The sequence below is a fragment of the Rhizobium sp. CCGE531 genome (genome assembly GCF_003627795.1).
Lineage (GTDB): Bacteria > Pseudomonadota > Alphaproteobacteria > Rhizobiales > Rhizobiaceae > Rhizobium.
The window spans coordinates 768858-781720 of the sequence record NZ_CP032685.1; the positions used below are offsets into that span (position 1 = coordinate 768858).

Sequence of the window (12863 nt, forward strand, 5' to 3'; positions counted from 1 at the left end):
ACTATCGGAATAGAGCCTCATGACTGAACGCAGCTTCACCACCATCGAAAATCATTGGATCACCCTCAAGGATGGCACGCGGCTTGCTGCGCGCATCTGGATGCCCGATGGCGCGGAGAACGATGCCGTCCCGGCCGTCTTCGAATTCCTGCCTTATCGCAAACGCGACGGAACGAGCCCGCGCGACGAATCCACCTATCCGGTCTTTGCCGCAGCCGGCATTGCCGGCGTGCGTGTCGATATAAGGGGCTCCGGCGAATCGAGCGGCATCATCGATGGCGAATATACCGAGCTGGAGCTTGCCAATGCCTGCGAGCTGATCGCCTGGATTGCGGCACAGCCCTGGTCGAACGGCTCTGTGGGCATGATGGGCATCTCCTGGGGCGGCTTCAACTGCCTGCAGGTCGCGGCCCTGAAGCCGCCCGCGTTGAAAGCGGTGATTTCGATCGCTTCCACGGTCGACCGCTACAATGACGACATCCACTACAAGAACGGCTGCCACCTCTCCGCCCAGCTTTCCTGGGCGGCGACCATGCTTGCCTACCAATCGCGCTCCCCCGATCCGGCCATCGTCGGTGACGACTGGCGCGACATGTGGCTGCAGCGCCTCGAGCAGGAACCCTTCTTCATGGAAGAATGGCTCCGGCATCAGCGCCGCGACGACTTCTGGCGGCATGGGTCGATCTGCGAGGATTTCGAGAGTTTCGATGTTCCCGCCCTGGTCATCGCCGGCTGGGCGGACGGCTATCGCAATACGCCGCTGCTCGCGGTCGAGGGTCTCGGGGACAAGGCGAAGGCGCTCATCGGCCCTTGGGTTCACAAATATCCGCATTTCGCCTGGCCGAAGCCGCGCGCCGATTTCCACGGCGAAGCGATCGCTTGGTGGAACCGCTGGCTGCGCGGCGAGCGCAATGGCGCGGAAACCATGCCATCCGTGCGCGCCTATATCCTCGATGCCATAAAGCCCGCCACGCGCCGCGATTTCGACCCGGGCTTCTGGATCGCCAAGCAGGAGTGGCAGCAGCCTGACTTGCAGTGCTTCTATGTCGAGCAGTTCGGCGGCTTGATGGAAGGCATGCCGATCCCGCATGCGCCGGAGCACCCTGTCTATCTGCGCTCGCCGCTCGACACGGGCACCGCCTCGGGTGAGTGGTTCACCTTGAAGCCGGATGCGGAACTGGCGATCGATCAGCGCCTCGACGATGCCGGGTCGCTGACCTTTCAGACCGCGCCGCTCTCGGAGGACCATGATTATCTCGGACGTCCGGTCGTGACGCTGGCGCTCAGATGCGACGCCGAAACCGCCAATCTCTGCGCGAGGCTTGTCGACATCCATCCAGACGGCACGGCAACGCGCGTCTCCTTCGGCCTGCTCAATCTCGCCCATCGCAACGGCAATGCCGCGCCCGAACCGATGAGCAAGGGGGAACGCACGACCGTGAACCTGACCCTCGATACCTGTGGCTATCGCTTCCGCAAAGGGCATCGCATCCGGCTCTCGCTATCGACTGCCTATTGGCCAATGGTCCTGCTGCCGCCGGAAGATCCGGGTCTGACGATCGATATCGCCTCCATCGGCCTTGGCCTGCCCCTTCTCGGCGCGCATGAGCTCATCGATATGAAGCAGCCTGACAATCCTGATCCGCTGCCGAAATATATCGAACACGCGCCGGGCTCGACGAAGCGGCATGTCGTGCGCGATCTCTCGGCCGGCCTTACCCGCTATGAAATTCAAGAGGATACCGGCCTTTTCGAACACCCCGGCACAGGCCTGTCGACACGGCAGCTTCGCGAGGAAACCTGGTCGATCGCGCCGGACGATCCGCTGTCGATGTCCGGCATCTCGACATGGACCTGCGACATGCAGCGCTCCGGCTGGTTCGTCCGCACAGTCGCAACGTCATCCATAGCCTGTACGGCAAAGGACTGGATCATCAGCGCCTCGGTCATTGCCTATGAAGGCGAGACGCGGATTTTCGAGAAAATATTCGAGGAGAAGCGTATCGCCCGCGACCTGATGTAACTCAGCGCTGACAGGCAAACCGGCGTGCCGCCGCGCAGATGGCGGCAAAGCCGGCCCGCGCGCCTTCGCTCATATGCCGTGCCCTGAGCCAGGCATGCACCATTTGCGGCTCCTCGCGGAACCAGACTTCGACGCCCGCCTGCGCAAGCCGCGCCGCGTAGTTACGGCCGTCGTCGCGCAGCGGATCATAGTGCGCCACTGTGATGAAGGTTGGCGGAAACCTGGCCACGGACGATAAAGCAAGCGGCTCGGAGACCGGATCGCCCGGCGGAGCCTGCAGGACGCTGCGATAATAGGCGACATCCGCCGTCGTCAGCCCTGGCGCATCGGCCATTTCCTCATAGGAGCCGGAGGTAAGATCGCCGCCAAGCGCGGGATAGATCAGAATCTGGCCGACAATTCCAGAAAGGCTCTCGGCTTTCGCCCGCACGACCAATCCCGCCGCCAGATTGCCGCCAGCGCTGTCGCCGATCAGAACGACCGACTTCTTTTCGGCGAGAAGCTGTCTAAGAACGCTGAAGCAATCATCCGTCTGCGCCGGCCAGCGATATTCCGGCGCCAGGCGATAGTCGACGGAAACCAGCTCCGCGCCGGCATGATCCGCAATCTCGGCGCAGATGGCATGGTGACTCTCGAGCGAGCCGACGACAAAACCGCCGCCATGCAGATAGAGCAGGTTCGTTGCCGTGCGGATATTGGCGGGCCTGTAGCGCCGAACCGGGATCGCCCCGGCGACGAATTCATCCCTCGTCTCCATGCCCTCGGGCAAAGGGTGATCGAAACGGGCGCATAAGGCGTCATACCATTGGCGCTGCTGCGCGATCGAAGCCGTTACCGCATCGGGCGGATAGAAGGAATCGCAGATCTCCATGAACTGCAAGATGCCTGCCTCGCTCGGCATGGGACGCTCGGCAGTAGCCATCGAATATCCTCGATTCGTGCGTATCGACCAAGGATAGCGCGTGGTTGCAACCGAATGCTTATCTCCCTACGGCTACCGCCGCCGCGATGGCGACATCCGCCGGTCGCGACAGGCTCATTCAGCCACAAATACGCTGCTCGACGGCAAGGAGAAGCCCGTCGGCATCTGCATGCATTGCGCGTTGGACCAGGTGAGCGCTGCGAGCGCGAGAGCCGCGCCAATCACAAGCCGAAGCATGATATTTCCCCATACGTGCTGCTACCATCGCAAGGTCAGTTGCCTCGCGGGCAGTTAACTCAATCGTTAGGACTGCGGCTGGCAAGCAGCAGTCCTTTGTCGGTACCTGGTCTTGAAGTCGACTTATGGCAAAGCCGTGGCAGTGGATGACACTTGCAAGTGATCGGCTTCGGACTTGATATCTGTCAGGCCTCGGGGCCGTGCATTCACCTTGCCTGATATTGCTCGTCCGTCACATGCTCTAGCCAATCCACCACCTTGCCGTCGAGGTGTTCGTGGATGGCGATGTGGGTCATGGCTGTCGTCGGCGAAGCGCCGTGCCAGTGCTTTTCGCCCGGTTCGAACCAGACGATATCCCCGGGCCGGATCTCCTCGACCGGGCTGCCTTCGCGCTGAACGAGACCCAGGCCAGCCGTGACGATCAAGGTCTGGCCGCGCGGATGGGTGTGCCACGCCGTCCTCGCGCCGGGTTCGAAGGTGACGCTGCCGGCCGCCGCCCGGCGGGCGTCATTGGCAGCAAATAGCGGATCGATCCTGACCGTACCGGTGAACCAGTCGGAGGGACCTTTGCCGGAGGGTTGCGTACCGTTCTTCTTGATGTCCATGATGACGTCCTTCCTGAGATCGGCTGCGATGGCGCGATCGTATGGGAATTAATTTAGCTCACGATTCACGGAGCGGTAGAGGGCCATTCATGCATAGACTTATGAATGAGGACGATAAATCCCTTCGAGTTGGAGGGTGCGGCAAGCGTCCTGGGGACCGTGCAGCCGTGTTTATCGCCCCTTCAGAGCACGGATGCTGCGATCTGCCGATTGCAGCAGTTCGAAGGCTTCGTACCGTCGCTCATGTAAGGCTTTAACAGCGCCGTCCGCCGGCTCGAACCGTTTCGCCAGCCGTGACATGGCGGCCATGGCTTCCACCAGAGAGCCGCAACGCCCGCCGGCCGTAGCACCGAGCATGGCGGCACCGAGAAGAACCGGTTCTTCGGTATCGGCAACCGCGACCGGCGTGCCGGTCGTATCCGCCAAAAGCTGGCGCACGAGACCGCTCTGGGCAGCGCCGCCGCTGGCAATGATGAGATCGCAGGCAATGCCATCCTGCGCCAGCTTTTCGAGCAACTGCCGGAGGCCATAGCCGATGCCGCAAAGCCCGGCGACATAAAGAGCGACGAGATCGTCGACGCCTGTTTCCAGCCCAAGGCCGGAGATGACGGCGCGAGCGTCAGGGTCAGCATAGGGCGAGCGGTTGCCGAGAAATTCGGGAACGACCTGGATGGATTGGGTAAGCTTCACGGCGTCGGAAGCGTTTCTGCTCGCCTGCATGGCCTGCCGGTCGAGCCAGGCGACCAGCGACAGTCCCTCCGTCTCGGCCTTCTGACGCGCCTCGCCGGATGCCGGATGCATGGTGACGAGATGATCGATCGCAGCACCTGCCGCGGATTGGCCGCCTTCGGTCAGCCAGAGACCGGGCACCATGGCAGAATAATAAGGCCCCCAGACGCCATCGACGAAAACGGCCCCTTCGCTTGATGCCATCGAGCAGGCCGACGTGCCGAAGATATAGGCGAGCCTGTTCCTGACATCGGCCTTGCCATCCGGCCCCTGCCCGCCCAGCGTCCCGACGCCGCCGGCATGGGCATCGATGAGCGACGCGCCGACCGGTATGCCGACGGCGAGGCCAAGATCGCGGGCGGCAGCTTCGTTCAGCCCCTCGCCAAGCGCTGTCCCCGGCTCGACGATCTCGGTGCCGATCCGCACAAAGCCTTCATCCGCCAGTTCGCCAAGGCCGATATCCTGGAAATATCGCGCGTCCCAGCGCTTCTCATGGGCGAGATAGGTCCATTTGCACGTTACCGTGCAGACCGATCGCTGTAGCGAACCCGTCGCGCGCCAGGTCAGATAATCGGCAAGATCGAAGAAGTGGTCCGTTGTGGCGAAGGATTGTGGCAGGTTTCGCTTCAGCCAGAGCAGCTTCGGCGTTTCCATCTCGGGCGAGATGCGGCCGCCGACATAGCGAAGCACGGCATGATTTCCGGCATTGATCTCCGCCGCCTCGCCGGCGGCGCGATGATCCATCCAGACGACGATGTTGCGCTCGGCATCGCCCGAAGGCCCCACAGCCACGGGCCGGCCATCCGCCTTGACTGCGACCAGCGAACACGTTGCATCGAAGCCGATGCCCGCAACGTCACCGGGCGCTATCTTTGCCGCCGTGACGACCTCTTTGACGCTGCCGCAGACGGCCTTCCATATCTGCTCGCTCGACTGCTCGACGATGCTGCCGGCCTCGTGCCAGATGGTGATCGGCCGCTTGGCGGCGGCGAGCAGATGGCCATTTGCATCGAACACTCCAGCCCGGGCGCTGCCGGTGCCAACATCGATGCCGATGAAATAAGGTGCGGTCATCAGAGATCCGTACTCAAGGGCAGGATCACCAGATCCCGGATTACGATGTTCCGCGGTCTCGATAGCATGAAGAGCACCGCTTCCGCCACTTCCGTCGCCTCCATGAGACCGCCGGCGGCAATCGCCTCATCGAGCTTTGCCTGCGGCCAGTCGCTGATCAGCGCCGTCACCACCGGCCCCGGCGCCACGGCGCCGACGCGGATGCCATGCTTGGCGACCTGACGCCGCACCGTATGCGTGAAGGCCTGCACGGCATGCTTCGAGGCCGTGTAGATCGGCTCCCAGACCACGGGCACCAGGCCGGCGATCGAGCTGGTCATGATGATATCGCCGGTCTTGCGCTCGATCATGTGCGGCAGCACCATCCGGACCGAACGGAAGGCCGCGTTGATATTGAGATCGAGCATCCGGTCCCAGGCATCGGGATCGCCTTCCGCGACCTCGCCGCCGATATAGGCGCCGGCATTGGCGTGGAAGATGTCGAGCTTGCCGAACTTGCCAAGGATCTGCGGCATCATCGTTGCGACGCTCTCCGGCTTCAGGAGATCGACGACGACGGGAAAGGCATTCGGCCCCAATTCGGCGCAGAGGCTTTTCAGGCTGTCTTCGGCCCTGTCGACGAGGGCGACGCTGGCGCCCTCGTTCAATAGCGTCCTGGCGCATTCCAGGCCGATTCCGGAGGCAGCCCCGGTGATGGCGGCGACTTTGCCGGCAAAATCCTGTCTCATAACAATCCTTACCTTCTTGAAGAAATCAGCCGCGCCCATGCGAGGCGCGGGAACGGCGGGCCAGCGAGTCGACGATGACGGCAATGGCAAGAACTGCGCCTGTTATCATGTAGCGAAGCGCCGAAGACAGATCGAGCATGGTGAGGCCGCTGGCGATCGACTGGATGACGATGATGCCGAGAAGGGCGGAATAGGCGCTGCCCCGCCCGCCAAAGAGGCTGGTGCCGCCGATGACGGCCGCAGCGATCGCATTCAGATTGACGTCACCGCTGCCCGCCTGCTGGCTGGCCGAAGCCAGGCGCGCCGCCGCAAGGACGCCGCCGAGGGCTGCGAACATGGCGCAAAGCACGAAGGCGCTGGTATAGATCCGCCGTACGTTGATGCCAGCGCGACGCGCCGCCTCGCGATTGCCGCCGACGGCGGACATCGACCGGCCCCATTGCGTGCGCGTCAGCGCATAATTCATGACGATCGCAAGCACCACGAACAGGGCGAACATCCAGGGAATGCCGCGATCCTGATTGAGATAGAAGGCCACGAATTCCAAGGCGACCGTAATCACGGCGGCCTTCGCCAGCAGGCCACCCATCGACGGCGCGGAGAGATTTGCCTGCTTGCGCCGCCGCACAGAGCCTAAGCCGGTAACCAGCATGACCGCACCCGGAATGAGCGCGAAGACATAGGCGAGCGGGCGGGGAATGACCAATAGCTGGCCGAAATTCACGATCGCCGAGCCATAGGGCAGATTGATGGAACCGGTCGCGCCAAGCAGATAGAGCTGCATGCCGAGCACGGCGAGAAGGCCCGCCAATGTCGCAACGAAGCTCGGCATGCCCAGCCGGTTGAACAGCACGGCATAGATGGCGCCAATGACACCGCCGACGACGAGCGCCGCCACGATCGCGAGCGCGACCGGCCAGCCCTCGTTGACCCAGAGCATGCCGACCATGGCGGATGCGAAGCCGCTGATCGAACCCACCGAAAGGTCGATTTCGCCGACCATCAGCACGCAGACGATGCCGAGCGAGATGATGCCGACGGTCGAGGCGTCGAACAGCAGGTTGGCGAGGTTGTTGCTGGAAAGGAAGGTTGGGTTGAGCGTGCCGAACACCGTCCAGATGATGACCAGGCCGACGACCACAGGCAGCGAGCCGAGATCGCCGGAGCGCACCTTGTCGATCGACGAGCGGATGGTGGCCGCAAGTCCGGTTTCATGATTGACGCGAACGTCGCTGCGATCGAGCAGCAGGGTTGATTGCTTGCCATTCTCGCTCATGGCTGGCCCTCTTCTCTTAGTTCCTGTTGGGCCTGACGTCGCACGGCGCGCCGCGACACGGCGTTTTCCGTCGCGCCGGTGATGGCGCTGACGAGTTCCTGATTTGACGTATCGGGATAGAAGATGCCGTTGTTGCGGCCGAGGCGCAGCACGACGATACGGTCGGCAACAGCGCGCACGTCCTCCATATTGTGGCTGATCATGATGACGCCGAGGCCCTTGTCGCGGACGCGCTCGATGAGGTTCAGCACCTCGGCGGTCTGTGCGACACCAAGCGCTGCGGTCGGCTCGTCGAGCATGATGAGTTTTGGCTCAAGCAGCAGAGAGCGGGCGATCGCCACCGTCTGCCGCTGTCCGCCCGAAAGCGATGCGATCGGGATGCGCACGCTCGGGATGCGTGCTGCGAGCTCATTGAGCAAGGTCCAGGCGCGGACCTCCATCGCGGTCTCGTCGAGCTTCATGGGGCTCAATTCCCGGCCGAGAAAGATGTTCGCGACGACATCGAGGTTTTCGCAAAGCGCCAGATCCTGAAAGACCGTGGCAATGCCGAGATCAAGCGCGGTCGCGGGATCGCTGAGCGTCACCTGCTTGCCGCGGAATGTGATCGTACCGGCGCTGGGCTGGTGAACGCCGGCCAGAACCTTGACGAGCGTCGATTTGCCCGCACCGTTGTCGCCGACAAGCGCCACGACTTCGCCGGCATGCACGTCGAGGTTGATATCCGTCAGTGCCGAGACGGCGCCGAAGTGTTTGGAGATCCCTTTGAGGCTGAGCACCAGCTCGCCCGACGGGGCTCTTTGATCGGAAGCGTCACTCATGACAAGCTACCTTCTCGGGTTGAAATGCTATGGGTTTCCGGCCGCCGAAGCGGCCGGATCTGGATGAGGCAAGGCTCAGCTGCCGATACCGAGCTTCTTGCAGCCATCGGCATAGCGGTCGATGCAGAGCTGATCCGGCGTCTGGATCGGCTTGCCGTTGACGGTCTTGTCGATGATCTCGGCCTTCAGGTTTTCGGACGTGACCAATGCCGGCGTGAAGAGCTTGGTCGGCGTGTCGAAGAGCTTCGTGTCGGCCTTCGGCGCCTGTCCTGATAGTAATTCGATCGCGACATTGGCGGCGGCGGCGGCGACGATCTCGCTCGGCTTGGAGATCGTATTGTACTGGTCGCCGGAAATGATGAGCTGCAGGCCGGCGATCGTCGCGTCATTGCCCGTGACAGGCGGGACCGGATCGAAACCGGCCGCCTTGAAGGCGGCCACCGCCGCGCCGCCCGTGCCGTCATTGGCGGCAACGACGCCGAGGATCTTCTTGCCGAAGCGGGTGATCTGACCGCTTGCCCATTGCTGCGCCTTCGGCGGCGCCCATTCGGGCGTGTCGAATTCCGCCAGCACCGGATAGCCGCCCTCGGCGAGACCGGCATGGATGCCCTTCTTGATCAGGCCGGCGGCCGCGTCGGTCGGCGAGCCGTTGATCTCGAGAAGGCCGCCGTCGCCTGCCTTCACGTTCTTGGCCTTCAGGTGATCGACCAGCGATTTCGCGATCATCTTGCCGATCTCTTCATTGTTGAAGGAGACATAGTAGTCGGCGGCAGCTGACGGAATCGGGCGGTCATAGGCGATGACCTTCACACCCTGGCTTTGCGCCAGCTTCACCAGCGAAGCCGCAGCCGTGGAATCGACCGGATCGAGCACGATCGCCTTTGCACCCTGCGAGATCGCCGAGTTGAACTGCTGCTGCTGACGCGAGGCATCGCCATTGGCATTCTGGTAGATGACCTTGCAGCCGGCGCAGAGCTTCTTCATCTCCGCCTGGAAACCGGGGAAATCATGCTCTTCATAGCGTGTGGAGCTCTGGTCCGGCATCAGGAAGGCAACGGTCGCGTCCGTCACCTTGGCGGACTGCGCGAAGGCGGATGTGCCGGCCAGAAGACCGACCGCAAATGCGGCTGCGCCAGCGATTTTCAGTGCGAAATGGGTCATTGGAATTTCTCCGTTCCAAATGGTAGTGGTTTCCCTCGATCATCACGGCTGTCCGCACGCGATGCTCTTGTTCGGTGTTCCTCCGACAACGGTCACGCGACCAATGCGGCGGCAATTTTGGACAAGCGTTCTCCTTCGGGCGACAGAGGTGCCCGTTCGCTTGCCCTGAAGATTATCTTTCCTCCCCGTCCTCCCCTTTGTTAGGCGGCCTCCACCGCGCGTGCGTGCTGCGCCAATAGCGACCTGAACCGGGAGGGCGCCATGCCCTTCTGATCCAGAAAACGCCGATTGAAGTTCGATATATTGTTGAAGCCTGCCGCAAAGCAGATATCGGTGATCGTCATCTCTGCCTTGCTCATCAGCAGATGACAGGCGAAGTTGATGCGCAGCCGATTGACATATTGCACCAGTGCCATGCCGGTATGGCGGCGGAAACTGCGCGAGAAAGCGCTCGGGCTCTGGCCGGTCAATTCGGCCAGATCGCATTCGCTGAACGGCTCAGTGAGGTGCGCATTGATGAAGGCCAGCGCCTGGTTGACGCCCGCCGACATGAAACCGGAGGGATCCGGCTGGTAGCCGGCGCTGGCCAGCGTGCGCGTGCCCTCGGCGCTGCTCATGGCGTCGAGAATATTCATGAAGAGCTCGATGCGGCGGATGCCCGATGCCTCGACAAGTTCGCCAAGGATCGGGCCGACGATGGCAGCAGTCTCGGGAGTGAAAAGCGCACCGCGGCGGCTTGTTTCCAGGATGCCTGTGCAAGCCGATAATTCGGGGAAAACCTTGCTGGCATCGGCGAAGAAGGATTCGGAAAATTGCAGGACGCGGCAGCGCAGCGGCAGGGTGACGCCGACAGGCACGTCGCTCACCCAGTTGTGCGGCAGGTTCGGCCCCGTCAGCACCAGATTGCCCGGTTCAAACTCGCCGATGAAGTCGCCGATGAAATATTGTCCCGTCGTCGCAACGACATGGTGGATTTCATATTCGGGATGGAAATGCCAGCGAACCGTACGATAGGGATAGCCGTGCTCCCAGGCCTTGAAGGATTCTCCGCTGCCGATCGCAACCACTTCCAAATCGGGATTCATCGGCTAGCCTCCTTTCATCCGTCCGCGTTCACTACGGTTACGGCGCCTCCTCCCAGAGGCCATCGCGTCTTCTATGTCATAGATCTACCCCGTGCAGCTGCTTGCCGCTACTACGCCTTGTACGCTCGACCGATACTTTTTTGACATGAAGGGCGGCTTGTTTGGTCAAATGTGCAGTGCGGCATGGGCACTGCATCGCCAAAACAGCTTTATCTGGCCGGAAGCGGGATCAATCGAGATCGTCGCGAATGCATGCCTTGAACTGTCCCGGCGCAACCTCCCGCAATTGCGGAACTGCCGCGGCGCAGGCGTCGAGCGCTAGGGGACAGCGCGTGCGGAAGACGCAGCCACTCGGCGGATTTGCCGGGCTTGGAATATCGCCTTTCAGGATTTGCCTGTTGCGCCTGACATCGGGATCCGGCGACGGAATGGCTGACAGCAAGGCACGCGTATAGGGGTGGCGGGGTCTGGCATAAAGATCGGCGCTCGCGGCGATCTCCATAATCCGCCCGAGATAGAGCACGATGACGCGATCACAGAGGTATTCGACCACGGCAAGATCATGGGAGATGAACAGCATGGTGAGCGCCAGCCGCTGTTGAAGACCGCGCAGCAGATTGATGACCTGGGCCTGAATGGAGACATCCAGTGCCGAGACCGGCTCGTCGGCGACCAGAAACTCCGGCCCGAGCGCGAGTGCGCGCGCAATCCCGATACGCTGGCGCTGGCCGCCGGAAAATTCATGGGCATAGCGATTGATCGCATCTGCCGGCAAATCCACCTGTTCGAGTGCCGCCCGCGCCCGATCCAACCGATCGAGGCGGCTGCCGATGCGCTGGATCTTCAGCCCCTCCGTCAGGATCTCGCCGATGGTCATGCGCGGCGAGAGACTGGCGAAGGGATCTTGGAAAATATACTGCATGCGCGGCCGCATGCGCCTGAGCTCCGCCGCGCCGAGCCCTGTCATTTCCGTGCCGTCGAAGTGCACGCTGCCCGCCGATGGCTCGATCAGCCGCAGGATCGACCTGCCGATCGTCGTCTTGCCGCTACCGGACTCTCCCACAAGCCCAACGACTTCGCCTTTTCCGATATCGAAAGAGATATCGCGAAGGATGGCAAGCTTTGCGCCTCGGGACACATAGTCCTTGGCAAGATCGCGAACGGAGACAAGCGCTTCGACCATCTAAATCTCCCGCCAGCGGATGCAGCGGCTCGCATGGCTTGCGTCGACGGCATCGAGGGACGGCACCGCTTCGCTGCAGGCCTGGATCGCATGCGCGCAACGCGGTGCGAAAGCGCAGCCCGCAGGCATTCGCGTCAGGCCCGGCACGACGCCGGGAATGGCATAGAGCGGCTCGCCGGCCTGCCGCATGCGCGTTGCCTCGCCGAGCCGCGGCATGGAGGCTAAAAGGCCGCGTGTATAGGGATGGCTGGGATTGCGGAATACAGCCTCCGTCGGCCCCTCCTCGACGATCCGGCCGGCATACATGACGGCGACGCGATCGGCGATCTCCGCAACGACGCCGAGATTATGCGTGACGAACAGGATCGCCATGCCGCGCTCCCGCTGCAACCGCTGCAGGAGATCGAGGATCTGCGCCTGTATCGTGACGTCGAGCGCCGTCGTCGGCTCGTCGGCGATCAGCAGCACCGGATCGCAGGCAAGCGCCATGGCAATGGTGGCGCGCTGGCGCATGCCGCCGGACAATTCGTGCGGATATTGCCTGACGCGGCGTTTGGCATCGGGAATGCCGACGCTCTCCAGCAGCGCGATCGCCGCGCCCATCGCCGCCGCACGGTCTGCCCCTTGATGAATGCGGATCGGCTCGGCAATCTGGTCGCCGATGGTCAGCACCGGATTGAGACTCGACATCGGCTCCTGAAACACCATGCCGATATCACCGCCGCGTATCTCGCGCATATGGCGGTCATCCAAGGTGGCGAGATCGCTGACGATACCTTGCCTGTCCCGCAGCCTGATGCTGCCGGCGGCGATGGCCCCGACATTGCGCGTCAGAAGCCGCATCACCGAAAGGCTCGTCACCGACTTGCCCGAACCGGACTCGCCGACCAGCGCCAGCGTCTCGCCGGCGTCGATGGTGAGATCGATATCCCACACGGCAGTCAACTCGCCGCCGCGAGTGCGGAAGACCGTTCTCAGCCCCCTGATATCGAGAACGGGTTGAGCAGCCGGCGTCGTCATGC

At 62.6% G+C, this 12863-nt stretch carries 12 protein-coding genes; 1 reads left to right on the forward strand and 11 read right to left on the reverse strand.

What is annotated here, in order from left to right:
- Positions 1-19 precede the first annotated feature (19 nt).
- The gene (locus tag CCGE531_RS23025) at positions 20-2023 is read left to right on the forward strand and encodes a CocE/NonD family hydrolase (protein WP_120668105.1); all 2004 of its coding nucleotides are present in this window, start codon (positions 20-22) and stop codon (positions 2021-2023) included.
- A 1-nt stretch (position 2024) separates the two neighbouring features.
- Here the strand turns inward: CCGE531_RS23025 and CCGE531_RS23030 are convergent, their stop codons facing one another.
- From CCGE531_RS23030 to CCGE531_RS23075, 11 genes are all read right to left on the reverse strand, one after another.
- Positions 2025-2945, reverse strand: coding sequence for an alpha/beta hydrolase (locus tag CCGE531_RS23030; RefSeq protein WP_120668107.1), 921 nt, complete (start codon positions 2943-2945; stop codon positions 2025-2027).
- 114 nt (positions 2946-3059) lie between these two features.
- Positions 3060-3182: a hypothetical protein gene (locus CCGE531_RS35230; protein WP_281024459.1), complete on the reverse strand. Its 123-nt coding sequence runs from the start codon at positions 3180-3182 to the stop codon at positions 3060-3062.
- Positions 3183-3388: 206 nt separating this feature from the next.
- Positions 3389-3787 carry a cupin domain-containing protein gene (locus CCGE531_RS23035; RefSeq protein ID WP_120668109.1) on the reverse strand — a complete coding sequence of 133 codons (399 nt, stop codon included), beginning with the start codon at positions 3785-3787 and terminating at the stop codon, positions 3389-3391.
- A gap of 171 nt (positions 3788-3958) precedes the next feature.
- Positions 3959-5590, reverse strand: coding sequence for an FGGY-family carbohydrate kinase (locus CCGE531_RS23040; RefSeq protein WP_120668110.1), 1632 nt, complete (start codon positions 5588-5590; stop codon positions 3959-3961).
- Positions 5590-6318 (reverse strand): SDR family oxidoreductase, encoded by a 729-nt coding sequence (locus tag CCGE531_RS23045; protein ID WP_120669345.1) that lies wholly within the window; start codon positions 6316-6318, stop codon positions 5590-5592. Before CCGE531_RS23045 ends, CCGE531_RS23040 begins: the two co-directional genes overlap by 1 nt.
- Positions 6319-6343: 25 nt before the next feature.
- On the reverse strand, positions 6344-7594 hold the full coding sequence (locus CCGE531_RS23050; RefSeq protein ID WP_120668112.1) for a sugar ABC transporter permease: 1251 nt from the start codon (positions 7592-7594) through the stop codon (positions 6344-6346).
- A complete protein-coding gene (locus CCGE531_RS23055) occupies positions 7591-8412 on the reverse strand; it encodes an ATP-binding cassette domain-containing protein (RefSeq protein WP_120668114.1) in 822 nt (273 codons plus the stop codon). Before CCGE531_RS23055 ends, CCGE531_RS23050 begins: the two co-directional genes overlap by 4 nt.
- A gap of 75 nt (positions 8413-8487) precedes the next feature.
- Positions 8488-9573, reverse strand: coding sequence for a sugar ABC transporter substrate-binding protein (locus CCGE531_RS23060; protein WP_120668116.1), 1086 nt, complete (start codon positions 9571-9573; stop codon positions 8488-8490).
- 200 nt (positions 9574-9773) lie between these two features.
- Positions 9774-10658 (reverse strand): AraC family transcriptional regulator, encoded by an 885-nt coding sequence (locus CCGE531_RS23065; RefSeq protein WP_120668118.1) that lies wholly within the window; start codon positions 10656-10658, stop codon positions 9774-9776.
- Between the two features lie 229 nt (positions 10659-10887).
- Positions 10888-11841, reverse strand: a complete 954-nt coding sequence (locus CCGE531_RS23070; protein WP_120668120.1) for an ABC transporter ATP-binding protein — start codon at positions 11839-11841, stop codon at positions 10888-10890.
- The gene (locus CCGE531_RS23075; protein ID WP_120668122.1) at positions 11842-12861 is read right to left on the reverse strand and encodes an ABC transporter ATP-binding protein; all 1020 of its coding nucleotides are present in this window, start codon (positions 12859-12861) and stop codon (positions 11842-11844) included.
- Between the last annotated feature and the right edge of the window lie 2 nt (positions 12862-12863).

What these genes read in the sequence shown, in the direction of transcription:
- CCGE531_RS23025 (WP_120668105.1), top strand. Translation starts at nt 20, where the DNA reads ATGACTGAACGCAGCTTCACCACCATCGAAAATCATTGGATCACCCTC.
- CCGE531_RS23030 (WP_120668107.1), bottom strand. Translation starts at nt 2,945, where the DNA reads ATGGCTACTGCCGAGCGTCCCATGCCGAGCGAGGCAGGCATCTTGCAG.
- CCGE531_RS35230 (WP_281024459.1), bottom strand. Translation starts at nt 3,182, where the DNA reads ATGCTTCGGCTTGTGATTGGCGCGGCTCTCGCGCTCGCAGCGCTCACC.
- CCGE531_RS23035 (WP_120668109.1), bottom strand. Translation starts at nt 3,787, where the DNA reads ATGGACATCAAGAAGAACGGTACGCAACCCTCCGGCAAAGGTCCCTCC.
- CCGE531_RS23040 (WP_120668110.1), bottom strand. Translation starts at nt 5,590, where the DNA reads ATGACCGCACCTTATTTCATCGGCATCGATGTTGGCACCGGCAGCGCC.
- CCGE531_RS23045 (WP_120669345.1), bottom strand. Translation starts at nt 6,318, where the DNA reads ATGAGACAGGATTTTGCCGGCAAAGTCGCCGCCATCACCGGGGCTGCC.
- CCGE531_RS23050 (WP_120668112.1), bottom strand. Translation starts at nt 7,594, where the DNA reads ATGAGCGAGAATGGCAAGCAATCAACCCTGCTGCTCGATCGCAGCGAC.
- CCGE531_RS23055 (WP_120668114.1), bottom strand. Translation starts at nt 8,412, where the DNA reads ATGAGTGACGCTTCCGATCAAAGAGCCCCGTCGGGCGAGCTGGTGCTC.
- CCGE531_RS23060 (WP_120668116.1), bottom strand. Translation starts at nt 9,573, where the DNA reads ATGACCCATTTCGCACTGAAAATCGCTGGCGCAGCCGCATTTGCGGTC.
- CCGE531_RS23065 (WP_120668118.1), bottom strand. Translation starts at nt 10,658, where the DNA reads ATGAATCCCGATTTGGAAGTGGTTGCGATCGGCAGCGGAGAATCCTTC.
- CCGE531_RS23070 (WP_120668120.1), bottom strand. Translation starts at nt 11,841, where the DNA reads ATGGTCGAAGCGCTTGTCTCCGTTCGCGATCTTGCCAAGGACTATGTG.
- CCGE531_RS23075 (WP_120668122.1), bottom strand. Translation starts at nt 12,861, where the DNA reads ATGACGACGCCGGCTGCTCAACCCGTTCTCGATATCAGGGGGCTGAGA.